The 23,900-nt window shown below is 51.9% G+C and carries 22 protein-coding genes; 9 read left to right on the plus strand and 13 right to left on the minus strand.

Going from position 1 to position 23,900, the window contains the following annotated elements:
• Positions 1 to 2: 2 nt before the first annotated feature.
• The 3 genes from CJA_RS10605 to CJA_RS10615 are packed head-to-tail and all read right to left on the minus strand — an operon-like array spanning position 3 to position 2,493.
• The gene (locus tag CJA_RS10605; RefSeq protein WP_012487787.1) at positions 3 to 515 is read right to left on the minus strand and encodes a GNAT family N-acetyltransferase; all 513 of its coding nucleotides are present in this window, start codon (positions 513 to 515) and stop codon (positions 3 to 5) included.
• The gene (locus CJA_RS10610; RefSeq protein ID WP_012487788.1) at positions 515 to 982 is read right to left on the minus strand and encodes a DUF2489 domain-containing protein; all 468 of its coding nucleotides are present in this window, start codon (positions 980 to 982) and stop codon (positions 515 to 517) included. Before CJA_RS10610 ends, CJA_RS10605 begins: the two co-directional genes overlap by 1 nt.
• A 29-nt stretch (positions 983 to 1,011) precedes the next feature.
• On the minus strand, positions 1,012 to 2,493 hold the full coding sequence (locus CJA_RS10615) for a DNA recombination protein RmuC (RefSeq protein WP_012487789.1): 1,482 nt from the start codon (positions 2,491 to 2,493) through the stop codon (positions 1,012 to 1,014).
• A 109-nt stretch (positions 2,494 to 2,602) separates the two neighbouring features.
• On the opposite strand from CJA_RS10615, the gene murI reads away from it, so the two are divergent.
• Complete coding sequence (gene murI / locus CJA_RS10620; protein ID WP_012487790.1) at positions 2,603 to 3,442, plus strand: glutamate racemase; 840 nt, start codon at positions 2,603 to 2,605, stop codon at positions 3,440 to 3,442.
• Positions 3,443 to 3,522: 80 nt separating this feature from the next.
• Here murI and CJA_RS10625 read toward each other — a convergent pair whose 3' ends face one another.
• Together CJA_RS10625 and CJA_RS10630 are read right to left on the minus strand one after the other, a co-directional pair.
• Entirely contained in the window at positions 3,523 to 4,716 is a 1,194-nt protein-coding gene (locus tag CJA_RS10625) for a lytic polysaccharide monooxygenase (RefSeq protein ID WP_012487791.1), read from the minus strand.
• Positions 4,717 to 5,125: 409 nt separating this feature from the next.
• Positions 5,126 to 6,493 (minus strand): MFS transporter, encoded by a 1,368-nt coding sequence (locus CJA_RS10630; protein WP_012487792.1) that lies wholly within the window; start codon positions 6,491 to 6,493, stop codon positions 5,126 to 5,128.
• A gap of 262 nt (positions 6,494 to 6,755) precedes the next feature.
• Between CJA_RS10630 and CJA_RS10635 the strand changes: the two genes are divergently transcribed.
• Positions 6,756 to 9,485: a PD-(D/E)XK nuclease family protein gene (locus CJA_RS10635; protein WP_041551446.1), complete on the plus strand. Its 2,730-nt coding sequence runs from the start codon at positions 6,756 to 6,758 to the stop codon at positions 9,483 to 9,485.
• Complete coding sequence (locus tag CJA_RS10640; RefSeq protein WP_012487794.1) at positions 9,482 to 12,973, plus strand: UvrD-helicase domain-containing protein; 3,492 nt, start codon at positions 9,482 to 9,484, stop codon at positions 12,971 to 12,973. Before CJA_RS10635 ends, CJA_RS10640 begins: the two co-directional genes overlap by 4 nt.
• A 65-nt stretch (positions 12,974 to 13,038) precedes the next feature.
• Here CJA_RS10640 and CJA_RS10645 read toward each other — a convergent pair whose 3' ends face one another.
• Positions 13,039 to 13,245: a cold-shock protein gene (locus tag CJA_RS10645; protein WP_041552257.1), complete on the minus strand. Its 207-nt coding sequence runs from the start codon at positions 13,243 to 13,245 to the stop codon at positions 13,039 to 13,041.
• A 596-nt stretch (positions 13,246 to 13,841) separates the two neighbouring features.
• Here CJA_RS10645 and fnr point away from each other — a divergent pair.
• The 4 genes from fnr (at position 13,842) to CJA_RS10665 (ending at position 16,360) form a co-directional block, all read left to right on the plus strand.
• On the plus strand, positions 13,842 to 14,594 hold the full coding sequence (fnr, locus tag CJA_RS10650) for a fumarate/nitrate reduction transcriptional regulator Fnr (protein ID WP_012487796.1): 753 nt from the start codon (positions 13,842 to 13,844) through the stop codon (positions 14,592 to 14,594).
• Between the two features lie 32 nt (positions 14,595 to 14,626).
• Complete coding sequence (locus CJA_RS10655) at positions 14,627 to 15,217, plus strand: DUF4202 domain-containing protein (protein WP_012487797.1); 591 nt, start codon at positions 14,627 to 14,629, stop codon at positions 15,215 to 15,217.
• 34 nt (positions 15,218 to 15,251) lie between these two features.
• Positions 15,252 to 15,635 carry a SirB2 family protein gene (locus CJA_RS10660; RefSeq protein WP_012487798.1) on the plus strand — a complete coding sequence of 128 codons (384 nt, stop codon included), beginning with the start codon at positions 15,252 to 15,254 and terminating at the stop codon, positions 15,633 to 15,635.
• Positions 15,636 to 15,841: 206 nt separating this feature from the next.
• Positions 15,842 to 16,360, plus strand: coding sequence for a hypothetical protein (locus CJA_RS10665; RefSeq protein WP_148208854.1), 519 nt, complete (start codon positions 15,842 to 15,844; stop codon positions 16,358 to 16,360).
• Positions 16,361 to 16,427: 67 nt separating this feature from the next.
• On the opposite strand, the gene CJA_RS10670 is transcribed toward CJA_RS10665, so the two are convergent.
• The 6 genes from CJA_RS10670 to CJA_RS10695 all read right to left on the minus strand — a co-directional run bounded on the left by CJA_RS10670 (position 16,428) and on the right by CJA_RS10695 (position 21,621).
• Positions 16,428 to 16,763, minus strand: coding sequence for a hypothetical protein (locus CJA_RS10670; protein ID WP_012487800.1), 336 nt, complete (start codon positions 16,761 to 16,763; stop codon positions 16,428 to 16,430).
• A gap of 138 nt (positions 16,764 to 16,901) precedes the next feature.
• On the minus strand, positions 16,902 to 17,903 hold the full coding sequence (trhO, locus tag CJA_RS10675; protein ID WP_041552258.1) for an oxygen-dependent tRNA uridine(34) hydroxylase TrhO: 1,002 nt from the start codon (positions 17,901 to 17,903) through the stop codon (positions 16,902 to 16,904).
• A gap of 117 nt (positions 17,904 to 18,020) precedes the next feature.
• Positions 18,021 to 18,335, minus strand: coding sequence for a BolA family protein (locus CJA_RS10680; protein ID WP_041551447.1), 315 nt, complete (start codon positions 18,333 to 18,335; stop codon positions 18,021 to 18,023).
• Positions 18,336 to 18,851: 516 nt separating this feature from the next.
• Entirely contained in the window at positions 18,852 to 20,003 is a 1,152-nt protein-coding gene (gene galK / locus CJA_RS10685) for a galactokinase (protein ID WP_012487804.1), read from the minus strand.
• A 4-nt stretch (positions 20,004 to 20,007) separates the two neighbouring features.
• Positions 20,008 to 21,051 carry a UDP-glucose--hexose-1-phosphate uridylyltransferase gene (locus CJA_RS10690; RefSeq protein WP_041551448.1) on the minus strand — a complete coding sequence of 348 codons (1,044 nt, stop codon included), beginning with the start codon at positions 21,049 to 21,051 and terminating at the stop codon, positions 20,008 to 20,010.
• A 192-nt stretch (positions 21,052 to 21,243) separates the two neighbouring features.
• Positions 21,244 to 21,621 carry a diacylglycerol kinase gene (locus tag CJA_RS10695; RefSeq protein WP_012487806.1) on the minus strand — a complete coding sequence of 126 codons (378 nt, stop codon included), beginning with the start codon at positions 21,619 to 21,621 and terminating at the stop codon, positions 21,244 to 21,246.
• 153 nt (positions 21,622 to 21,774) lie between these two features.
• Between CJA_RS10695 and CJA_RS10700 the strand changes: the two genes are divergently transcribed.
• Positions 21,775 to 22,317: a phosphatase PAP2 family protein gene (locus CJA_RS10700; RefSeq protein WP_012487807.1), complete on the plus strand. Its 543-nt coding sequence runs from the start codon at positions 21,775 to 21,777 to the stop codon at positions 22,315 to 22,317.
• 88 nt (positions 22,318 to 22,405) lie between these two features.
• Positions 22,406 to 23,470, plus strand: coding sequence for an MJ1255/VC2487 family glycosyltransferase (locus CJA_RS10705; protein ID WP_012487808.1), 1,065 nt, complete (start codon positions 22,406 to 22,408; stop codon positions 23,468 to 23,470).
• A 3-nt stretch (positions 23,471 to 23,473) separates the two neighbouring features.
• Here the strand turns inward: CJA_RS10705 and arfB are convergent, their stop codons facing one another.
• On the minus strand, positions 23,474 to 23,893 hold the full coding sequence (gene arfB, locus CJA_RS10710) for an alternative ribosome rescue aminoacyl-tRNA hydrolase ArfB (RefSeq protein ID WP_012487809.1): 420 nt from the start codon (positions 23,891 to 23,893) through the stop codon (positions 23,474 to 23,476).
• Positions 23,894 to 23,900 lie beyond the last annotated feature (7 nt).

Here is a 23,900-nt window from a genome sequence, read left to right on the forward strand (position 1 = left end):
GACTAGAGGTCACACTGCATATAAACCGCCGGGCCGGTATAGGTTTGCAAATGCCGCACCTGCTCAGGTGCTAATTGGTCGACAACCCTGAACCCCAGTTTTGACCAAAACCCCTGGGAATCCTGCACAGAAACCAGGGCCGCACGACGCAATCCACGCTCACGCATTTGATCAAATACCCCCGCAATCAACCAAGGCCCCATACGCAAACCCTTGGCGCGATGACTGACGGCCAAGTCATGTAAGTAAAATGTATCCGCATCAGGTTTATGGGCAAACTCGCTCCCCCACGGGGTCACGGAATTGGCCTGGGATAAATAAGCAACCAGGTAGGCGCATACCTGCCCTGCACATTCAACCACCCAGGAGGTATCCGCCACATTTGCAAGACGAGCGGCAATCACCTCTTGTGATTCCAGCATTTCATCGACATAGGCCTCTGCCTGGATCTGTATAACAGCAATCAGATCAGCCGGAGTCATTAAGCGCAGCTGTGCATGCTCCAGGCTAATCATCAGAACTGTCGCCCCAGGATTCGCTTTGCCGCATCCATTACAAAATCATAGAAGGCTGTCTCATGCTGAAAGCGCTCTTTATCAAATACACGCTGCTCTTTGGATGACAGCTTTTTCCACTCAGCCAAAATAGGAATATGCTCGGCTCGCTCACGCAATTGGTAAAATGCAGAAAACTCGTTTTTAACGCCGGCATCAACATCCAGTTGATCCAACAAATGTGAAATACGAATACTGGCTTCTGTGAGGGTCAGTTCTTCCTGATACAGGGCTTGCGCGAGAATCTGGATACTCTTGTTAATGCGCTGACGCTGCTCATACAGGGCCAACGCGTTTGCGTCCTGTTGTTCCTGCAGTTTGCGCTCACGCTCGCGCTTCAGCATATACACCCTATATACAAGCCTTGCAGCAATCGCGGACAACACCAAAACAATCAGCCCACCCACTACCACAAGTAGTGTTAACACACTCATACCTACCTCAATGACTCACGAGTTTATTCAGTATCCGACGTATCATCCAACAATAAGTCTACCGACTCCACACCGGCCTCTTCCAATACAGTACCGGAAATAACCTTTTTGGTTTTAGCACCCAAGCGACGGATATCATCAACCCGCTTAATCAGGTTGCCGCGCCCGGATGCCAAACGTTCACGCGCTTTGGCATAGGCTTCCTGGGTTTTATGCAGTTGATTACCCACACTATCCAATGCATCCAGCATCAATACAAACTGATCGTGCAAGGCACCAGCCTCCCTGGCAATTCGCTCGGCATTCTTATTTTGTTTCTCATAGCGCCATATATTCTCCACGGTGCGCAGAGTAGCCAGCAGGGTTGTAGGACTTACCAGGATAATATGGCGATCATAGGCCTCACGGTACAACCCTGGGTCTTCTTGCAAGGCGAGCATAAAAGCAGCTTCGATGGGAATAAAAATAAACACAAAGTCCAGCGACTTAATGCCATCGATCTTTTCATAATCTTTAATACTGAGCTGTTTGATATGGTTGCGTAGCGACTGTATATGTGCAGCCAGGTATTGCTTGCGCGAGGATTCATCCTCCGTCGAGCAGTACTTTTCATAATCCGACAACGAGCATTTGGCATCAATAACAATGTCCTTTTGTTCAGGCAAGTGAACAATCACATCGGGCATACGTCGACTGCCGTCTGTTGCCGTGAAGTTAACCTGGGCATCGTATTCCCGTCCTTTCTGTAATCCGGATTCCTCCAGCAACCGCTCAAGCACGACCTCGCCCCAGTTGCCCTGGGTTTTGCTGTTACCCTTAAGCGCCTGTGCCAGGCTGATGGCATCTTCACCAATTTTTTGCGCCTGTTTCTGCAACTCCAGCACTTGTCCAGCCAGGCGATTGCGCTCTGCACTTTCCTTTTCGTAGACATCTTCTACTTTTTTACGGAACTCGGTCAGTTGGCTGCGCAGGGGGTCCAGGGTCGTATCCAGCAGGCTTTTACTGTTATGTTGGAACTGTTGCTGCTTAGCCTCAAAGATTTTCCCGGCAAGGTTTTCAAATTCACGGGTTAGGTCAGTGCGTGCGCTTTGCAACAGGGCCAACTGTTCAGCGAAATTACGGCGCTCCTGCTCTGTGCGACTGACCAGTGCCGCATGGGTTTGCTCCAATTCGGATAACAGCTGCTGCTTACCTTGCAAATCGGCTTCCAGTGCTGGCAGGCGCGCGGCCTTTTCACGCTGGCCAGCCAACTCTTCGGTCAGCTGCATTAATTTGTTTTGCAACAACTGCTGCTCATGTTGGGCTTGCTGCCATTGTCCACGCAATTCAATCACCTGATTGCGCAGCTGGTTCGTTTCAGCCTCCAGTGCCGCCAGGCGCAAGCTGCCAGCCTGCTCCCGTTGGGCCGAGGACTGCAGACGCTGTTGCATCCAAAAATACACAACCAGGGCACCCAGCATGAAACCGCCAAGCGCCGCCAGTATGAACAACCAGGATTGGGTCACCAGATCATCTCCGGGAGTTTGAGCTAAAGGGTGTAGGTTTTGCCCTGATGGAAAGGTACAATCGCGCGCATTCTACCACCTCACTTGGCCGCCAGGGCATTTTGGCATTATGTCGCGCTACGCTGATCTCCCCTCCCATCTATTATGTCCGCGCATCCTGGTATTTGATTCCGGTGTTGGCGGGCTCAGTGTTGCGCAAGAAATCCAGGCATCACTGCCCGGGGTCGCACTGATTTATGCCTCTGACAATGCAGCGTTTCCCTATGGCACCAAGGAGGAGGGCGAGCTGATTGCTCGCGTTGAGCGTGTGATGGCGGCACTGTTAGCGAGTTATCCGGTCGATCTTGTGGTTGTTGCCTGCAACACCGCAAGCACGCTGACCCTACCCCATCTGCGCCAGCGATTTAACCTGCCGTTTGTGGGGGTTGTCCCGGCCATCAAGCCTGCTGCCGAAAGCTCACAAAGTGGAGTCATTGGCCTGTTGGCAACACCAGCTACCGTAGCGCGTCCCTATACCCACGACCTGATCACAACACACGCCAGTGATTGCACCGTTATTTCCTTGGGATCCAGTGAGTTGGTATTACTGGCAGAACAGAAACTGCGGGGCGAAACCATCACCGATAAGGCGATAGCGCCTATCACCCAGGCATTGTTGGATGCCGATGGCAGCCGGCAAATGGATCGCCTGGTATTGGCTTGCACCCATTTCCCCCTGTTACGCGAGGAGCTGGGTCGCAACCTGCCCCAGCGTATTCAGTTGATAGACTCCGGGGCTGCTATTGCCCGACGGGTCAAACATCTATTGGAAGCGCAACAGCGCCTTGCCCGTTTGCCGGATACCCCGGAACATATTGCTGTATTCACCCAGGAAACCCAGGAGGTACATCGACTCCAGTCCGCACTGGCGGCCTACGCCATCCACAAAACGGCTTTTATTACCCCCTGAAACCTTCCAAAAAAACGGGCCGCTAGCAGCGGCCCGTATCGATTAAATCCTTTTGATCCAACGCTCTTTAAGCAACCCACTTACTGGCAGGAGCGCACCAATTCCCAGGCATTAGCCCACGCCCAGCCGGTACCAGGAGCGTATGGACCGCCGACAGTACACCAGCCACCTACCAGGCAGCGGTATTCACTGCCGTTATTTTGCACCAGGGCATTATTGGCATAGGAAGAACCATCGACATAGACAGGCGATATGCAGTTACCGCTCACAACCGAAGAGGCAACACTGCTGGTAACTGAACTGGCAACACTGGAAGCGACGCTACTGCTAGCAACAGAGGAAGAGCCGCCGCTGGTTACACAGTTACCCAGATCCAACCAGGGACCATATTGGCCGGAGTTGGTTGAAGGATTCTGGTTTTGAGTCCAGTAATTCGCCTGGTAGCGCTTGCTATTGTGCTTAACCTGTTGTGGATTGGTGTAAACCGTTGATGCATCCCAGCTTGGCAAGGTAGCACAGGTATCGTTAGACAAGGAGCTGGCTACAGAGGAAGCCACAGATGATGAAGTGACAGAGGAAACCACAGAGCTGGCTACCGATGAGCTGCTGCCAGTGCCAGTGCCATTACCAAAGTCCACATCGATACATTGGTAAAAACCTTCTGCCGCATCCCTATCCCAATCGCGTTGCCAGATACTGTAAATAATATGGCGGCCGGTGCGATAAGGCAGGATCACATTGTGAGTAGATACCCATTCCTGGTCTGCCGGGCCTGAGTCGTGAATCAATTGCAGGTCACTCCAGCGCAGTGGTTGGCTGTGGTCATAGCCCTGGGGAGTGATGTAGTAACGGAAATATTTGGTTTTGTGTGCCGCTGTATTGGTCCACACAAACTCACGCGCCCCGGGGGTCACGCTAGTTGCCGGCCAATCGTTGCGGGCCAGGTCCATACCAAACAGGTTAGCGCGATTAGCACTACACAAACGTCCATCAGGAATGTAGTAATCATGGTTATCGCGCACACCACCGACAGCAACTTCCTGCGGAGTGTAAAGACCGCCATTGCCCGCCGCTTTAGCAGCGATACACGCTGGATGGGTGGGGTTTTCAATACCATTTTCCTTACACTGAATCACCCGGCTTTTGGGTGATGACACATATCCGTGTGCACTGGCTTCGTGGATCGCCAGGGTTGAAGCCATGGCCAGAATCATCATCGACGCCGGCTTGACCAATTGACTCACGCCTGCCAGCAAATGCCGTGTGTTGAACATTTTCACTTTTGATCTCCTGTTACTATTTTTGGTGGAGCAAGGATTTTTATTAGACAGCCACTGCAATTAAAGACTGTGGCTCCCCGAGATTTGGTTTTATCGAAAACTGCAGCGCCACCCGAATGACAACGTTGCCTTTCCAAACCCGGGATTGAGTCTAACCCGATGATTTTTGCGCTGGCGAGTTCGACTTTCGGTTTGTCGGTGCGAGTTCAGGGAATAAGGTTCGACTTTAGGGCGGCGGTGCAACAAATGAGAATTACGTCATATTTTTGATGAATATGACGACAAAACAATACCGGAGAAGCGTAGAAAAACGGCAAGCCAGTAAAGAACATGGGCAATAAAAAAGGCCGATAGCATGAAAGACTATCGGCCTTTTACGTTTACGTAACCCGGAGAAACGGGATTACAAATCAGTGATTGGCTTGTACTTGGGCACCAGCAATTTCATGACGAACCAGGCAATCAAATAAGCCACCGCACAGAAACCAAACAGGATGGCATATCCGGTTTCAATTCGCCCCACGGAATCAAAATAGTCAAACAACCAACCTGCTACCTTGGACACCACGACCCCCCCTATACCGCCAGCAAGGCCACCGATACCAACAACAGAGGCAACGCTCTTCTTGGGGAACATATCCGATACGGTGGTGAAAATGTTAGCAGACCATGCCTGGTGAGCCGAGGCACCAATGCCAATCAGAATAATCGGTACCCAGAAGCTGATATGTCCCAGAGGCTGGGCCAGCAGCACAACCAGAGGGAAGATAGCAATCAACAGCATAGCCCGCATACGGCCATCGTAGGCGTTATAACCGCGATTGATAAAGTACATGGGGAAGGCGCCGCCACCGATACTGCCTATCATGGTCAAACTGTAGAGTACAGTCAGAGGCAACATCAGGTCAGTACCCTTGATGCCGTATTGTTTGGCCAGGAAGATGGGTAACCAGAACAGGAAGAACCACCACACCCCGTCGGTCATAAATTTACCGAAAGTAAATGCCCAGGTTTGGCGGTAAGTCAGCAACTTGAACCAGGATACTTTTTGCTCGCCGGCATCGTCCAGTTGCAACTGTTCTTTTTCGCTATCACTCTCGATATAGGCTCTTTCACTTTCACTCAAACGCTTCTGTTCGGTGGGTTTTTCGTAGAAGATGTGCCAGAAAATCATCCACACAAAACCTATGGCACCAATAATAATAAAGGCAGTTTGCCAACCCCAGTGGGCTGCAATCCAGGGCACCGTCAAAGGCGCCAGGATCGCCCCTACGTTAGCACCTGAGTTAAAAATACCGGTGGCGAACGAGCGTTCTTTTTTGGGGAAATATTCAGCAGTTGCCTTAATGGCAGCGGGGAAGTTACCCGCTTCACCAATCGCCAGTACAGCACGCGACAACATAAAACCGACGATAGAAACCGGGACAGCAGCAATACCTGCCAACGCCAGCACGTTGTTGGTCAAGTCGCCCAGCGGCACGGCATAAGCATGCATAATCGCACCGATTGACCAGACAAAAATAGCGAGTTGGTAACCCCATTTGGTGCCTAATTTATCGACAATGCGACCGGCAAAAATCATGGAAATGGCATAAACAAACTGGAAAACCGCCGTGATATTGGCGTAATCAGAGTTAGTCCACCCAAATTCTTTGGACAATTCCGGAGACAAGAGGCTGAGAACTTGCCGATCCAGGTAGTTTACCGTGGTGGCGAAGAACAAGAGGGCACAGATGGTCCATCTGTAATTACCAATATTTTGCTGGTTCATAGGCTCACTTCTTTATAGTTTTCGATACAACATTTTTAGTAACCATAGCGTAGTCGATAAACAACGCTAGCTCATGTGTATTGACCTATTTTGCCAGGCACGTTCCGCTGATGCCGTAACATCAGAAGCAACTTCATGCAGGAACCTGAAGTTATCAAACCTATCAGGCTTTATTGTTTTGATTTATAGCGGCGGGAAGTTACCATGTTTCCCCCAGACAGACAACCGCAGGCTGCCCCGCTCACCAGTGGACGGACGCTCTATGACTGATACCTACTTTCCCCTGAAACCCTTACAGCCAGCGCTACTGGCACGGCAACTGATCCTCACCGCCAACAACCGTCTGCGCAACCATGTTTTACGCGCCTTTACACAGGATAAGCCTGAGTCTCCCCAATCGCGCCCCCGGGTAATGACACTCCAGCAATGGTTTGAACAACAATGGGATCGTTTGCAGTGGGCCGCCCAGCCCGAAACAGCCGTCGCTATCGCCAGTAACCTGCAACGCCAGGCAATATGGCAATCGATTATCCAAACCTCCTCCCTCGCCAACGACCTGTTACAACCGGGACCACTGGCGCAGTCTGCCGATGCAGCACTGCGCAGCCTGGAGTTATGGCAACTAACTGGGGAAGATGTACGCAAGGCTGAGCCCTGGATCAACAGCCAATCCAACAGCCAGAATTTTTTGGTATGGATGGGAGAGTTCCATGCACGCCTGGCAAGCCTGAATCTGGTTACCCAAGAGCAAGCCATGGCACGCCTGCTTAAAGCTTATCAACAGGGAGTGCTATCACCGGAACCGGCTATCTGGCTGCTGGGCTTTGATGATATTCCGCCCCTGCAACAACAACTGATTGCCACGGCCAGTCACACCTATCAGCTAATCCCCGGTGCCCGAGTGGACAAGGCCCGGCTAGCGCGCACCCAGTGCATAACCAGCGAGCAGGAAATGCTCGCCGCCGCACGCTGGAGCCAAGCCATATTGGCTGAAAATGCGCAGGCGATGATTGGCATCATTGTGCCCAACCTGGGCCAGTGTCGCGCCCAGTTGGAGCGGGCCTTTACCAGCGTGTTTGAACCCTTGAGTGTTCTCCCTGAGCACATGCGCTTTACCCTGCCCTTTAACTTTTCTGCCGGTATCCCGCTGGGCAGCACACCATTGGTTGCCGCCAGCCTGGAGCTATTGGGTCTCTACCAGAACCATTGGCCCATGGAAGATATATGCCAATTGCTGTTATCTCCCTTTTGGGGGCACGCCGATGCTGAACTGGTTCTGCGCAGCCAGTTGGTTAACCAGTTGCGCGAACTGGGCCGCTTCCATATCAGTGGCAGTGACCTGCGTTATTGGGCGCAAAAACTTGCTACCCCAAAGGCGGGTGGAAATACGGCGGAAACTGCCAACCGACTTGCAGAAGAGACCTTTTTGAATTACCTGCTCCACCTCGAAGCCCAGCGCCGGGACAGTTTTGGCAAACACCCGGCCAGCTACTGGAGTGAGCTATTCAACCGCCTGCTACAACACCTGGACTGGCCGGGGGAGCGGCGTCTCGACAGCCAGGAGCACCAGCAACTGGCGCAGTGGAATCAACTTTTGGAAGACTTTGCCCAATTGGATGCCTGCGGCTTGCAACTCAGCTATGGCGAGGCACTACAGCATCTGCGGCAGATAGCGGCAAAAACACCATTCCAGGCACAGACACCACTTTCACCGATTCAAATCCTCGGCGCCCTTGAGGGCTCCGGGTTGGTATTCAGCCACTGCTGGGTCATGGGCCTCCATCACCGCCAATGGCCGGCCGCGGCATCACCCAATCCGCTGCTTCCCATCAACCTGCAACGCCAGCAGCAGATGCCCCATGCCAGTGCCGAGCGTGAATTGGTATTTGCCCGCTCGCTCACGCAACACTACCGCCAGTGCGCAGGCCAGGTGGTATTCAGTTGCGCCAGCAGCCTGGACGATCAGGAATTAAGCCCCAGTGCGCTGATCCGCGATATTCCGCTCACCCCGCTTGAGCAGCTTGTGCCGGACGCCAATAGTTTATTGGCAGATTATTGGCAACAACTCCTGCAATCCCGCCAACTGGAAGCCATAGAAGATAATACCGGTCCCGCCGTGGGCAAGGATGAGAATATCCGTGGCGGTGCCAGTATCTTTAAAGAGCAGGCCGCCTGCCCCTTCAACGCTTTCGCACGTTTGCGCTTGGGAGCCCGTATACCCGAGGCTCCTGTTACCGGCTTTTCTGCTATAGAGCGCGGCAATATGCTACACAACGCCCTGGCCGACCTATGGCGCTGGCTCCGGGACCAAGCCAGCCTGCTGGCACTCGATGAGGAATCGCTGCAAAAACAACTGCACACCTTCGTTAACACAGCAGTCATGGACACTGCACGCTTGCGCGGTTCCTCTGTCAGTGCGTTTTATACGCAGCTGGAACAGGAGCGCTTGCAAGCCCTGCTGCGGGAATGGCTGCAACGGGAAAGGGAGCGACCCGCTTTTACCGTGGTAGCGATTGAACACCCCATAGAGGTGACCTATGCCGGCATTCCCTTGCGCCTGCGTATAGACCGTATTGATCAATTAATAGAGACAAACGAGTTGTTATTGATTGATTACAAAACCGGCCATCCAAGCATCAATAGCTGGTTCGGCGAACGCCCTGATGAACCCCAATTGCCACTCTACGCCCTGGTGTGTCCACCACAGCCTGGAGCCATCGCCTTTGCTCAAATCAATGCCCATGGCTGCGAATGGAAAGGCACAGGGCAACTCGACATTAACCATCCGGGCATAAAACCAGCTGGGGATTGGGCACAACAATTGAGCGATTGGCAACAGCACCTGTCCCGGCTTGCTGAAAGCTTCCTGGCCGGTACAGCCACCGTAGATTTTAAAGACAACAAAGCCCAAACCTACGCCGAAGCGCTATTGCCGCTCAATCGTTTACCGGAAACCGAGGCTCTGGCCCGCTATCTGGATAGCCAGCCATGACAGACACCATAACCAGTATGCCCACAGTCACTACACCGCCAGACCAGGATATTCGCCTCGCGGCCATAGACCCGGAGCGTTCGTTTGCCGTCAGCGCACCGGCGGGCTCAGGCAAAACAGGCTTACTCACCCAGCGGGTATTACAACTACTGGCACACTGCGAACAGCCGGAAGAAATCCTCGCGATCACCTTTACCCGCAAGGCGGCCGGAGAGATGCAGGACCGCATCCTGCATGCACTGTGGCAAGCCCAGGATGAGCCGGAACCCAATGATCCCCATGCGCGCCGCACCTGGCGCTTGGCACAGGCAGCCCTAAAACGCGATAGTGAATTTGGATGGCAACTCCTTCATAGCCCACAGCGCTTGCGTATCACCACGATCGACAGCCTGTGCCGCGCGATCACCCAACAGCTCCCCCTGGCCAGTGGCCTGGGAGCCCAACCGGATACCCTGGAGCAGCCCGAACAAGCCTATCGCCTAGCGGTACGGGAGCTTTTCAAACAACTGGATAAAGAATCGCCACTGCGTGAACACCTGGCTCGCCTGCTGCGCCACCTGGATAACAACCTGCAAACCGTAGAAGACCTATTGGCCAATTTGCTGGCAAAACGCGAGCAATGGTTGCATCCCCTGCTCATGGCACGCCACCAACAGGCACGCCCGTATTTTGAACAGGTCTTGCAAGACCTGATCAGCGAGCATTTACGCTTGTTACGCCGCGCACTCAGTTACCACGCATCGGATCTCTGTGCCCTTGCCGACCGCGCGGCCACCAACCTGCAAGACGAAGGCGAGCGCAAAAACCGTATCCACGAATTATTGGGCATAACCCACCTGCCCCCCACAGAACCAGAAGCCCTGCCCCACTGGCTGGCCCTGGTGGATCTGCTCCTGACCAATGGCGGAACCTACCGGGCGCGCCTGACCAAGAGCGAAGGTTTTCCCACTGGCAAAGCCGGCGCAGAACTTAAAGAGCAATTTGCAGGATTCATTGCCGTATTACGCGAACAGAACCCCGACCTGGAAACCTTGCTGGCCGACACGCGCTTATTGCCACCCGTGGCCTATGCTCCGGAGCAATGGGCATTGCTGGAAAGCCTCACCCAGCTGCTGCCGCAACTGGCAGCAGAGCTAATGCTGGTCTTTAAACAACTGGCTGCCACAGACTACAGCGCAATCAGCCAGGCGGCCTTACTTGCCCTGGGCGATGAGGACGAGCCGACAGACCTGGCCCTTAAACTGGATTACCGCATCCGCCATATCCTGGTCGATGAATTCCAGGATACCGCCAGTCCGCAGTTGGAATTGTTGCGTAAGCTCACCCAGGGTTGGCAGACAGGTGATGGGCGCACCCTGTTTATCGTGGGTGACGGTATGCAATCCTGCTACGGTTTCCGCAATGCCAATGTGGGATTATTCCTGGATGCGCGCCAACAGGGTATTGGCAATGTCGCCCTGGAAGCCGTGGATCTGTGTGTGAACTTCCGCTCACAGGCAGGGGTTGTCGACTGGGTAAACCAGGTCTTCGCAAAGGCCTTCCCGGCACAGGATGATATAGCGCGCGGCGCTGTGCATTATTCCCCCTCAACAGCGTTCAAACCGCTCCTGGCCAATCCAGCGGTGCAATTGCATATTGCCGCGTACACCAGCGGGGATGATGAAGATGACCTGCAAACCGGTAACACTGCAGGCAGCATCCAGCAGGCGCGCCAGCGTGAAGCCGCACAGGTGGTTGCCCTGGTGCGACAAGCCAAAGCAGAAAACCCGCAGGGAAGCATTGCCATTCTGGTGCGCACCCGCACTCACCTGCGGGAGATACTGCCCGCACTCACCACGGCAGGGTTAAATTACCAGGCGACCGAAATTGATCGCCTGGCCACTCGCATGGCAATCCTCGACTTGCGCACCCTCACCCGCGCCCTGCTGGATCCCAGCGACAGGATTTCCTGGCTGGCACTGCTGCGAGCCCCCTGGTGCGGATTAACCCTGAACGATATGCATGCGCTCGCGAATACTCGTTTGCCAGAGTCTCATACCGATAACGCGAATGATTGGCCTTTGCTGTGGCCACAAATCCTGCACCACCAACAGATCACCAGTATTTCCGCTGATGGCCACACACGCTTGGAAAAACTGCGCCAGGTACTCGCAAACGCGTGGGAAAACCGGTTGCGCAAGCCACTGAGGCAATGGATAGAAGGGGTCTGGTTGGCTTTGGGCGGCCCAGCGTGCCTGGTCGATGCCAATGAATGCGATAACGTCCAAAGCTACCTCACCCTGTTGGACAAGCACGAAAATGCCGGTCGCATCCTCGACTGGCAGGCCTTCAACCAGGCACTGCAACAACTGTTCGCAGCCCCCAAAGCCGATGCCGATCCCCTGTTGCAGGTAATGACTATCCACAAATCCAAAGGACTGGAGTTTGATACCGTGATCATCCCCGGCCTGGAACGGGCCAACCGCGGAGATGAAAAATCCCTGCTGCTGTGGCAGGAGCGCATTAACCGCCAGGGTGAACGTCAATTACTGCTCGGCTCCTTTGCACCGATCGGCAAAGACAAGGATCCACTCTACAGCTTTATGCGTAGCGAGGCCGACAAACAGCAGCAATTTGAAGCCACACGCCTGCTGTATGTGGGCTGTACCCGCGCGATTAAGCGGCTGTATCTGCTCGGCTGTGCCAAACAAACCGAAGATGGTTTGCAACTTAGCGGTAAACGCAGTTTACTCGCCTGTATCTGGCCACAAGTCCAGGACCAATGCCACCTGATTGAACAGGAGCATCAGCAGCAAAACCTCCGCACGCATCCCCTGCCCCTGTTGCGACTCCCCAGCCAGTGGCAAGCCCCACCGATGGATTACACCAGCCCCTTGGCCAGCTATCGAGGGCGCGACTTCCGCAGCGATCCCATCGCTAACCCGCGCAACCTGCCAGAGCTGGAGAATCGCCGCAACCGACTTGCCCGCCATACCGGAATCCTCATCCATCGCGCCTTGCAGGACTGGGTGGAGCGACGCCTGCTGCCAGGAGGTGAAGATATCCACGCTTACTGTGCCTGCTTATATCCGCTCTGGAACAGCAGTTTGCACCAGCGCGGCTGGGCTCGCGATGAGATTGACCAAAGCCTTGAGAAAATCACTCGCGCCCTTTCCACAACACTGAATGATCCCCATGGCCAGTGGTTGCTCAACCCGGACCACCTCGATAGCCAGTGTGAGCTGGCCCTAGTAGAACATGATACCCAGGGGGTGCGGGAGCACATTATCGATCGAACGTTTATCGATGGGGGAGAGCGCTGGATCCTAGACTACAAAAGCAGTGAACCGGAAGGCGGTGAGTCAGTGGCAGCCTTTGTCGCACGCGAACGCGAGCTCTATCAAGGCCAATTGGCGCGCTATCGCGAATTGATGGCAAACCTGGAATCCATCCCTACCCGCACTGCGCTGTACTTTGCCTGCCTTGGGCGATTAGAAGAGCTTTCCTAAATACCGCTGGAATAAAAAAACCGCCCCAAAAGGCGGTTTTTTCATAAGCTGCTTTATAAAAAAGATTAGGAAGCAGTTACGTTCTCAGCCTGAGGACCTTTTTGGCCTGGCTTCACATCAAATTCCACTCTCTGACCTTCAGCCAGGGTTTTGAAACCCGAACCGCTGATGGCGCTGTAATGAACAAATACGTCTTGACCTGATTCAGCCGCAATGAAACCAAAACCTTTGGATTCGTTGAACCACTTAACGGTACCAGTACTTCTGGACATAAAAACCTCGATTTGCATAGTGTTAAACATTATTTGCTGACTTGTGCTGTGTTACTTAGGCAAGCAAACGAGGTCCTAATAAAACAACTGCCAGTAGGATGTGGCGGGTTAATAGTACAACGATGCGACTTTACTTAAATAATGCTGCGGTTTGGCCAGCCCCCGCACTATAGGCCTCCCTATTGCGCAAGTAAAGCACTCTGTAACAACAGAAAATCCCTTACTGCGACAATCTGTCACTTACCTGGCTCAGCGTCCATCGCTAAGATCATCGATGATCATTCCCCAATCCCTGGTCGAATGAGCATTTTCACTCAACCGGAAGCTTCCGGTTATCTCCTGCGGGGCTGATCTTCAGCCCCTTTTTTTACCTACGCCTATGCTCTTGTCGCCCATCGGCGAACAACTGGAAGGATTATCCGACGCAAAAGGTATAGCGCCATCTTGTGTACGCCCTATAAAGCCACACAAAAAGTCTGGTATTTGACCTGTATCAACTATTTACCCATTCAGGCAAAGCTGTAACAATCACTCACCCTATGTGAGCTATCCCTCCTGCCGGACAGCTCCTTTCGTTGAGGTTGCAGCAGATGAACATGAATCAAACCATTATTAAAACCCAGGATGCCAACTGCCCTCATGACCACAAGACCAGCTGCAACAATTGTCGCCTGAGCACCATTTGCCTGCCCATCAGCCTGCACCTGGAAGATATCGACAAACTAAACAGTATCATCCAGCGTGGAAAGCCCTTACAAAGAGGTGAATACCTCTATCGAGCCAATCAACCGTTTGATGCAGTATTCGCAATACGCTCCGGAGCAGTTAAGGCTACGACGCTCAGTGATAATGGCGAGGAGCAAGTGACGGGGTTTTATCTGCCAGGGGAAGTTGTTGGTTTGGATGGTCTCGCAGACAACCGCTATACCAACTCGGTAACAGCATTGGAAACGGCATCCATTTGCGAAATCCCATTCCATCGACTGGAAGAACTTAGCTTGCAAATACCCAACCTGCAACGCCACTTCTTCCAGTTGATGAGCCGTGAAATCACCCAGGACCAACAAATCATCTCCCTGTTAAGTAAAAGCAGCGCTGAGGAGCGTATTGCTGCGTTGCTACTCAGCATCTCCAGCCGTAACAGCCGCCGCCAGCTGTCTGCACAAGCATTTCGCCTCCCCATGTCACGCACCGATATAGGTAACTACCTTGGGCTGACCATTGAAACAGTCAGCCGTATTTTTACCCGCCTGCAGAAGCAGGGAATTATCGCAGTAGATAAAAAAGAAGTCCGTATCCTGGATATGGACAAATTGCGCGAGATTGCCAACGGCGAAAACAACGCCTGACTCCTCTTTCAGCAAATCCAACCTAAAACACTATGACAAATACTGAACGACTCATTCGGACACTGTCCGCGTTTGACTCTGCCAATGCCCAGGATCCACACCATGAACCAGTGGATGGTAAATTGGTACCCAAAGAATGGATTTATGGTCAGCGCATGAGCGAACACTTATACCAACTTTGTGCTACCCCTTCCGAAGCCTTGCAGTTGGCCGTGCGCAGCCAACACATTTGCCGCTGGAAAATTCCACGCAGCGACTATCCGATGGATAAGGCAGGTTACAAAAAATGGCGTACCGATCTGGCTAAATTGCACGGTGAAATTGCCGGTGACATTATGGCCAATGAAGGCTATGACACAATCACCATTGAACGGGTTAAGGACTTGCTGCTAAAACGCGGACTCAAACGCGATGAAGAAGTACAAACCCTGGAAGATGTTGCTTGCCTGGTATTTATCCAGTATTACCTGGAGGATTTTGCCAGCAAGCATAGCGAAGAGAAGCTTATCGATATTATCCGTAAAACCTGGAATAAAATGTCAGCCCGGGGCCATGAGGCCGCCCTCAAGCTTCCCTTGCCGGAAGCCTTGCAAACATTAGTCGGTAAAGCCCTCGCCGCCTGATACCTTCACTACTCATAACATAAGGAAACCAACCGTGTACCTGCTACTAAAACATCTGCATATGACGTTCGTGGTGCTTTCATTCATCACTTTTTTACTGCGCGGCATATGGATGCTGCGCGGGTCGCGCTTGCTGGAACGCAAACTGGTTAAAATCCTTCCACATATTATTAATACCATCCTGATTCTTAGCGGTATCGTACTGGCTGTTTACCTGAATATGTCACCAGGAAGCCAACCCTGGCTACTGGCCAAAATTATCGGGCTGGTTGTTTATATCACTCTGGGTGTTTTTGCCTTCAAGGTTGCCAGTCCCACACTGCGCCTGGGGCTATGGCTGGCAGCACTGGTAGTATTTGTTCAAATCACCAGCATGGCGGTCCATAAAAACCCCCTTGGACTACTGGCAGCTTTCTGATCCATCCCCATAACCATCCACACCAGGGAAGGTGTAGCAAACCCCATAAACAACCCCTGAGCGTAAGATAGAAGTATCGCTCTTTAGTTTATTTTCATCCTTAAGCAGTAATTCTAATAGCAAACCTTGACGCCGGACGAAAAGTGATCTATATCACAGCTTGCAAGTTCTTCTTTGACATAAATCTAATAAATCGGCGAGCAATTATGACTAGATTACTAGCAGCGATACTATTGGTATTCCTCTCCCAAGCGACTCTTGCTTGCGATGAAACCTGTAAGCGCACCAAAGTCGAAACAACCAAAAACATCAAATACCCCAGTTACCTGAACCTTAAATATTGCCAAACCACTGCTACGGATTTTTTGCTGAACTCACGCAAAAGCTTACAAAACTATCGAGACAAGCAGTTAGGGACAGCACATCGGGGTGGAGCCAGGAACATTCGCAACTTTGTTTTGCAGCGCCGGGACTGGCTGCAAGAATGCGATAAGTATATGACCGATCTGGACATGGGCAGCCTATTTCGCCAAAAGGACACGGCCGACAAAATTTTCGCCGCTATGAATGAGGTGGCAGACGAACTCCATAAAATTATGATGCGCAAGAAAAACAACGCAGAAGTGCTGGAACTAGTGGTAGCCCCTGCTGCACAAAAGTTTGATCAGTTATTTAAGCTGGTTGACGACCACGTGATAGAGTTGCAAAAACGCGGATTACTCTAGTGTAGTGACCCACCCCAGGGGCGGCCTACCAATGTAAAACGGCGCCTTAAGGCGCCGTTTTACATGGTTAGCTGGAAGATTTCTTGAGCGAAAGCACTGAGCGCTGGGGTTTGTCCGGACGCTCGGCGAACTGCTTAGCCAGCGCCTCACGCTCGCGCGCTGCGGCAGATTTCAACTCTGGCTTGGGAATAATATAGCTATTGTTATCGCGCGATGTTTTTGCGAGAAACTCCAAGCCGGCACGCAGTAACCTAGCCTGATTCACAAAGCTCATTCCCTCAGGGAACTTGCCCGGATATACCTCTGAAGGATCGCGTGGATTTCCTTCGATACGCAAGCTGAAACCACTGGTGTGAGTTGCCGTTCCCGTTGCCGCATCGGCAGTCCAATCATCAAAATTCATGTCACCGGATACCTGTGAACAAAACTAGCTGCATTAAAACATAAAGCGCTTGTATGACAAAACAGTGATTGTGCAGATTTACGAAAAATTGGCGGCAAATACTGCGACAACCACGCCAATCTACCTCCTAACCAACACCTAGCCTTTCGCCTCCATAGGCTGCAATGACATGCGTCGCTGCTCCTCTCGCAGGTCTTTTTTACGCAACGAGCGAAGTTGCCGCTCAGGGGGCAGCGCTCCTATATGGACTTCGTTACGGGCTTTGGCCAGCTCAATTTGTTTTTGCCTTTCGCCAAAACGGGTCTTTTGCTCTTCGCTAAGCAGGTTATAACAGCGGGGACAACTTACCCCCAGCATGTACATTGGCGACTTTTTATCATCTTCAGTAATCGGATGACGGCAACCATGGCACTGGTCATAGATACCCTTTTCCAGCTGATGGTTAACGGCAACACGGTTATCAAAGACAAAACACTCACCCCGCCACAGGCTATCCTGCTCGGGAACCTCCTCCAAATATTTGAGGATTCCCCCCTCCAGGTGATAAACCTCATCAAATCCCTGCTCTTTCAAATAGGCTGTGGACTTTTCACAGCGAATACCCCCGGTACAGAACATCGCCACTTTTTTATGCTTGGCAGGATCCAAATGATTGGCTACATAAGCCGGAAATTCCCGGAAACTGGTTGTGCGAGGATCTATAGCACCTTCGAATGTACCTATGTCGTACTCGTAGGAGTTGCGTGTATCAATTACCATCACTTCCGGATCACTGATCAACGCATTCCAATCCTGGGGCTTAACATAGGTGCCTACAATTTTCTGCGGATCTATGCCGTTCACACCCATGGTGACAATTTCTTTCTTGAGCTTTACCTTCATCCGATAGAAGGGTTTATCTTCATGAAACGACTCTTTGTAGCTCATGCCCTTAAAACGACCGTCGGCGTCAAGAAAACGAACAAGGCCATTTATCCCTTCTCGCGAGCCAGAAACTGTGCCATTAATACCCTCTTCTGCCAGAAGCAGCGTTCCCTTGATACCCAGTTGGTCGCAACAATCCCTGAGACGAGGAGCGATTTCCTGATAATCCGGTAACTTAACGAACTTATAGAGGGCGGCAACAACAATTTGGCTCATAAACAGGATCAACTTTAAATAGGTGAAATCAGGACTAACATTAAGGCCGCAAGAGCAGCCTTTAACTGGGCGCGCATTATAGGCGTTTGTTTTTTGAACAAACAACTGGCCAGCTAACTAACCGTGCTTGCTGCCCCCCAGGCATTGGGGAGAATCCGGCACCTGGGCCTGGACCCACTCGCCGGGACTATAGGTATGGAGTGCCAATGCATGTACGCCTTGTTTCAACTCATCAGCCAGACAGGCGTAAATCGCCTGGTGGCGCTGTACCTGGCGCTTACCCTCAAACTGGTTACTGCTAATAACTACCTTAAAGTGACTTTCTGAGCCCGGTGGCACCGAATGCATATGGCTCTCGTTGAGCACCTGTAAATACAGGGGCTCAAAGGTTGCCTGGAGTTTACTGACGATAGAGGTTTCTACAGGTTTCATAACTAACGACTTATTAAGATCACAAATCCACCGGAACACAATGGGCCACAGGGCCAGGTATTAAACAGCCAATTGGCGAATCCGGCCAGAGGTGGTTCATTTCCGGGGCGATACAAGATGATATAACACGACAAGTTTTCCGAATGCGTAAAAAACGAAGGCATTTTAGCGAGAAAGCTCTAGACTTTGTTGAGCTGGAACAAGAAGTTGTCAATTATCCGGGCAACCGGCACGTCAAACCCTGTTGTTGATCCTTGAATCATGAACGAAAAACGATTTTTTATTGACCGACGCAAAGGATTTGACCGGCGTCTAGATCATGACCCATGCCGTAACCTGCCACTGGATCTCTACCATCGCAAGCGCCGCAAATCTACTGAAAGGCGAACCGCCAATCGAAGCCTTGAGCAAGACTACCTGGCATTTGTGGAGGGAGTGTCGGCTGCCACCACAGACCATACCCCCTTTCAGTAAAAACCCGGGATTACCCCGGGTTTTTATTCTCCAGATTACCTATCAGGCAAAAGCCCCTTCACTAGCCCTGGCGGGAATTAGCGTAGGTTCGCAGCCTGTCGCAGCCTGGTATTCACGCTCAACCGCTGCCATCAGGCGTGGAATCACCTGTTTGGGTGCTATGGCTACAACACAGCCACCAAAACCACCTCCCGTCATGCGCGCCCCGCCCTCACCAGCCGCTGCATTAGTAAGAATCGCAACCAGTTTGTCGATTGCCGGGGTAGTGATATTGAAATCATCACGCATGGAGGCATGGGATTCAGCCATTGCCTTAGCCAGGGAGAGCATATCAGCGCGCTTCAATGCATCGGCGGCCAGCAGGGTACGCTGGTTTTCAGTTAACACATGGCGAGCCCGGCGGAAACTTAAATCATCCAGCTGCCCTTCGGCTGCCAACAACTCTTCCAGATTAAGGTCACGCAGGCTGGTTTTACCAAAAAAGGCTGCCGCTGCCTCACATTGGTGGCGCCGCTGGTTGTATTCACTATCCACAAGGCCACGCTTGACACCACTGTGCACGATTAATAACTCCCAATCTGCAGGTATAGGTACTGCACGGGTACTCAGATCGCGGCAATCAATCAGCAATGCGCTGCTCGCCTGGCCACAAGCGGAAATTAATTGATCCATAATCCCGCAATTACAACCGACAAAGTGGTTCTCTGCTGCCTGCCCAAGCAATGCAGCCTGGGTTGGCTCAATGGATTCACCACTTAACCTCAGTAATGCACGAACCAATGCCATTTCCAGGGAAGCCGAGCTGGAAAGGCCAGCTCCCGCAGGCACATCACCAGCGATATAAAGTTTCCCACCCGCAAGCTGGAACCCCTGTTGCTGTAGCTGCTGAATGACACCGCGCACATAGTTCGGCCAACTGGTTGATGGATCTTTCACCATGGGCTGATCCAGGTCGATTTGTACACGCTCACCCTCAAAATTGTGTGCAACGATTGTGATCTGGCGATGGTCCTCCGGACTTAGGGCAATAGCGGTGTAATAGTTAATAGCCGCGGGTAATACAAAGCCCTGGTTGTAATCTGTGTGCTCGCCAATCAGGTTAACCCTGCCCGGCGCTTTCACTACTGCGAGCGGCGCATTGCCAAAAGCCTGGGTAAACCATTGGTTGATCTGGGTATCGGTTATTGCAGTCATGGTTTTACCTCAAACGAAAATGAACAGGAGATTGTGAGCGAAGGCGCTCGGCGGCCTGCTCGGGTGACAGGTCTCGCTGGGGCTCGGCCATCATTTCGTAGCCAACCATGAACTTACGGACACTGGCACTGCGCAACAGGGGGGGATAGAAATGGGCATGCAGCTGCCAATGATTTACATCATCTGTGCCAAATGGCGCACCGTGCCATCCCATGGAATAGGGAAAGGAACATTGGAACAGGTTGTCATAACGCGCTGTCAGGTCGCGCAATATCTGCCCCAGGCTGACCTGCTCAGCATCATTAAGGTCGGTGATACGGGCGCGTTGTGCCTTGGGTAGCAACAGGGTTTCAAACGGCCAGGCCGCCCAAAAAGGGACAACTACCAGCCAATGCTCATTGTCCACGACCACCCGCTCACCCGCCGCCAGTTCCTTTTGAACATAATTCACCAGCAAATTACGCTCCTGGCTTGCCAGGAATTGGCGCTGTTGATCATCTTCTTTCTTCACCAGGCTAGGCATCTGGCTCTGCGCCCAAATTTGCCCGTGAGGATGGGGATTGGAGCAGCCCATCACGGCGCCTTTGTTCTCGAAAATCTGGACAGATGGATAGCCTTGGCCCAAATCTTCGGCCTCCCGTATCCAGGTATGAATCACAGCCAGGATTTCCTCATCGCTCAACAAAGGCAGAGTTTTGCTGTGGTCCGGGGAAAAGCAAATTACCCGACTAGTCCCCTGCTCCGCCTGGATTTGAAACAGGGGGTCAGATGAAGTTGGCGCTGCTGGTACTTCCGGCATCAAAGCGGCAAAATCATTGGTAAATACATAAGTCGTCTGGTAGACAGGGTTTAGCTCACCACCAACACGGACATTACCAGGGCACAAATAGCAAGAGGGATCATGGCACGGGCTCTCCGGCCACTGATTAGCCTCCTGTTGCCCCTGCCAGGGACGCTTGTTGCGATGGGGGGATACCAGCAACCACTCCCCTGTCAGGGGGTTAAAGCGCCGGTGTGGATGATCATTGACCGAAAAAGAATTACTCATAGATACGTCTTCGTATAGCAGCAAGGCGATGGACAAACTCAGAATTTATACATATATATATGATAATTATCTTGGGTGCCAATGTATCCCAAAAATAAACCTTATTCAATCACCCGATGCAAATTCACAACATAAAAAAAGCAGGGTTCCCGGAAGGAACCCTGCTTTTAAATATAGTTGTTGACAGCTGGATCAATAACCGAGAAAACGATCGTAGGCGATGATGCCCCAAATAAGGGTCAACAATACCAGGCTGACAAACACCAGTGCCGACCCTATATCTTTAGCCCGACCAGACAACTCGTGCTTTTCGGAGCCAGTACGATCCACGACAGCTTCTACCGATGAATTGGCAAGCTCCGCCATCCAAACCCAGAAAATGCTGGCAATCAGCAAGATTAACTCTACCGGGGTTCGCGCTAACCAGAATGCGCAAGGCAACAGGATTAACCCCAAAACCACCTCCTGACGAAAAGCAGCCTCATGCCGCCAGGCAGCAGCAAACCCTTTCATTGAATACCCAAAAGCATCGATCACACGAGCGATACCTGTTTTACCCGGTTTTCCCATCGATTCTCTCCAGAACAGCGGGGCGTCACCCCATTTTCACCAAGTGTTCACAAAACAGTCATATGGCAATGATTAACTGGATATGCGAGCCCTGTGCATCTCTTTACCCGCTCGCCTGTTCCATCCACCTGTTTTGATAGAAGGCGGTGAATCATGAACACTTTTCTACGGCGAGTCCACCACTGGGACACCCTGGCATTCTTATGGGTGCATGTGACAAAAGGTTTTCAATACCGAAAATCCGTTCGCTTTATTTCACGTACTGGCGACGGCCATTTATACCTGGTTGTTGCACTGTTGTTGTTATGGCTCGACCAGGGAAATGGCAGCCACTTTTTTTGGGCGGGTATCCTTGCTTATAGCCTGGATGTAAGCTTGTACTTGTTACTCAAAAATTTGATCAAACGCGACAGACCTGCAGCCAAACTGGATTTTTATGAAGCCTGGATTACCCCATCTGACCAGTTTAGCTTTCCATCGGGCCATACCGCAGCCGCTTTCCTGTTCGCGTGCCTGGTCGCTAATTTTTATCCCGTATTTGCTGTACTCGCTTTTCTATGGGCAGCGTGCATAGGTGCGAGTCGTGTCTTATTGGGTGTCCACTACCCAACCGACATTGTAGCCGGAGCTATTTTGGGCAGCAGTTGCGCTGCACTCGGGCTTTATATGCAGGGGCAATTTTTTGTTTTTGCCTAGTCAACACAACCTATCACACTCTTGTCTTCGTTCACTTGCCTCGCATTGATTCACTCCAGTGCAGGGCAATTTTTTATTGGGGCTTTGCATGAAAATACTTTACGGCGTCCAGGGTACAGGTAATGGCCATATCACCCGTGCACGAATTATGGCTAAGGCGTTGGCGGAAGCGGGGGCACAGGTAGACTGGGTATTTTCCGGGCGCGAGCGCAGTGGCTTTTTTGATATGGATGCATTCGGCAACTACCAAAGTTATCAAGGCCTGACGTTTGTAACTCGCAGCGGTCGCGTACTTTTTTTTAAAACAGCACTGGCTGCAAACCTTGGCCAGCTGTATCAGGATATTCGCCACCTCAACGTGGACGGTTACGACCTTATCATTAATGATTTTGAGCCTGTTTCAGCCTGGGCTGCTCGACGAGCGGGAAAAAAAGTTATCGGGATTTCCCACCAAAACGCCTTTCTTTACGATATCCCCAAATATGGCAGTAATCTTGCCGTCAATTGGTTTATGCGTAACTTTGCGCCTGTCGACTTGCCAATTGGCCTGCACTGGCATCATTTCAACCAACCTATACTTCCTCCGTTGGTAGAGCATTCCCACTACACCAACATCTCCACGCCCCGCCATTATCTGGTGTATTTACCCTTTGCAGGCCTGGATGACATAGTTCCCCAGCTGCGTGCGTTTCCCGATTATCATTTTTATATATACCAACCCGTTCCAGCTGCCTATGACGAAGGTCATATCCATATTCGCCCCTTTTCACGAGAAGGTTTCCAACAGGATTTACATCGTTGCGAGGGTGTTATTTGCAGTGCCGGATTTGAATTACCCAGTGAGGCCATTCATTTGGGTAAAAAATTGTTGGTGCAACCGGTAGCCGGGCAAATGGAACAAAAATCCAATGCCATAGCACTGGATCAATTAGGCTATGGGTCAGTCGCCAACCAGTTAAATGCATCTGCAATTGGACGCTGGCTCCCCCTCAAGCCGCCCTCAACCCCACGCCATTATCCGGATGTAGCAAAAGCCTTGGTCAATTGGCTGATTAACACAGGGGGAGAAAATTTCGAACACTTGCAGAAGCAGCTATGGTCGGATTGGCAGTCATCCAACAGTGAAAACACATCGCCGCATTTTGCCAAATGATGCTTAGTCGGGCATGATCGGGCGGCGCGAAGCCTTGATCGCGCCGCGCAGATTTTTACTATCCAACCGACGTTGACGCGAAGCAAAGGTCGGCTTGGTGGCATAACGGGGCTTTAGCGGTTTTATGGCACCGGCAACCAGCTCCTGCAAGCGTTGGAGTGCATCCTCACGGTTTTGATCCTGGGTGCGATAACGCTGGGCTTTGATAATTAATACACCCTCACGGGTAATACGTTTGTCATCCAGTGCCATTAATCTAGCTTTGTGGATATCGCTAAGCGATGAACGGAGGATATCGAAACGCAAATGTATCGCACTCGACACCTTATTGACGTTTTGCCCACCCGCCCCTTGGGCGCGCATAGCCGTGAGCTCTATTTCACTGAGGGGAATGGCCACATGGGCATTGATAACCAACAACATACGCGCC

It is taken from the genome of Cellvibrio japonicus Ueda107, from assembly GCF_000019225.1.
Lineage (GTDB): Bacteria > Pseudomonadota > Gammaproteobacteria > Pseudomonadales > Cellvibrionaceae > Cellvibrio > Cellvibrio japonicus.

Excerpts from the sequence above, each read along its gene's own strand:
- CJA_RS10680 (WP_041551447.1), bottom strand. The coding sequence starts at position 18,335 with ATGAAACCTGTAGAAACCTCTATCGTCAGTAAACTCCAGGCAACCTTT.
- galK (WP_012487804.1), bottom strand. The coding sequence starts at position 20,003 with ATGACTGCAATAACCGATACCCAGATCAACCAATGGTTTACCCAGGCT.
- CJA_RS10670 (WP_012487800.1), bottom strand. The coding sequence starts at position 16,763 with ATGAATTTTGATGATTGGACTGCCGATGCGGCAACGGGAACGGCAACT.
- trhO (WP_041552258.1), bottom strand. The coding sequence starts at position 17,903 with ATGAGCCAAATTGTTGTTGCCGCCCTCTATAAGTTCGTTAAGTTACCG.
- CJA_RS10625 (WP_012487791.1), bottom strand. The coding sequence starts at position 4,716 with ATGTTCAACACACGGCATTTGCTGGCAGGCGTGAGTCAATTGGTCAAG.
- CJA_RS10605 (WP_012487787.1), bottom strand. The coding sequence starts at position 515 with ATGATTAGCCTGGAGCATGCACAGCTGCGCTTAATGACTCCGGCTGAT.
- CJA_RS10645 (WP_041552257.1), bottom strand. The coding sequence starts at position 13,245 with ATGTCCAGAAGTACTGGTACCGTTAAGTGGTTCAACGAATCCAAAGGT.
- arfB (WP_012487809.1), bottom strand. The coding sequence starts at position 23,893 with ATGTTGTTGGTTATCAATGCCCATGTGGCCATTCCCCTCAGTGAAATA.
- murI (WP_012487790.1), top strand. The coding sequence starts at position 2,603 with ATGTCGCGCTACGCTGATCTCCCCTCCCATCTATTATGTCCGCGCATC.
- fnr (WP_012487796.1), top strand. The coding sequence starts at position 13,842 with ATGAATCAAACCATTATTAAAACCCAGGATGCCAACTGCCCTCATGAC.
- CJA_RS10655 (WP_012487797.1), top strand. The coding sequence starts at position 14,627 with ATGACAAATACTGAACGACTCATTCGGACACTGTCCGCGTTTGACTCT.
- CJA_RS10700 (WP_012487807.1), top strand. The coding sequence starts at position 21,775 with ATGAACACTTTTCTACGGCGAGTCCACCACTGGGACACCCTGGCATTC.
- CJA_RS10705 (WP_012487808.1), top strand. The coding sequence starts at position 22,406 with ATGAAAATACTTTACGGCGTCCAGGGTACAGGTAATGGCCATATCACC.
- CJA_RS10640 (WP_012487794.1), top strand. The coding sequence starts at position 9,482 with ATGACAGACACCATAACCAGTATGCCCACAGTCACTACACCGCCAGAC.
- CJA_RS10635 (WP_041551446.1), top strand. The coding sequence starts at position 6,756 with ATGACTGATACCTACTTTCCCCTGAAACCCTTACAGCCAGCGCTACTG.
- CJA_RS10695 (WP_012487806.1), bottom strand. The coding sequence starts at position 21,621 with ATGGGAAAACCGGGTAAAACAGGTATCGCTCGTGTGATCGATGCTTTT.
- CJA_RS10630 (WP_012487792.1), bottom strand. The coding sequence starts at position 6,493 with ATGAACCAGCAAAATATTGGTAATTACAGATGGACCATCTGTGCCCTC.
- CJA_RS10690 (WP_041551448.1), bottom strand. The coding sequence starts at position 21,051 with ATGAGTAATTCTTTTTCGGTCAATGATCATCCACACCGGCGCTTTAAC.
- CJA_RS10665 (WP_148208854.1), top strand. The coding sequence starts at position 15,842 with ATGACTAGATTACTAGCAGCGATACTATTGGTATTCCTCTCCCAAGCG.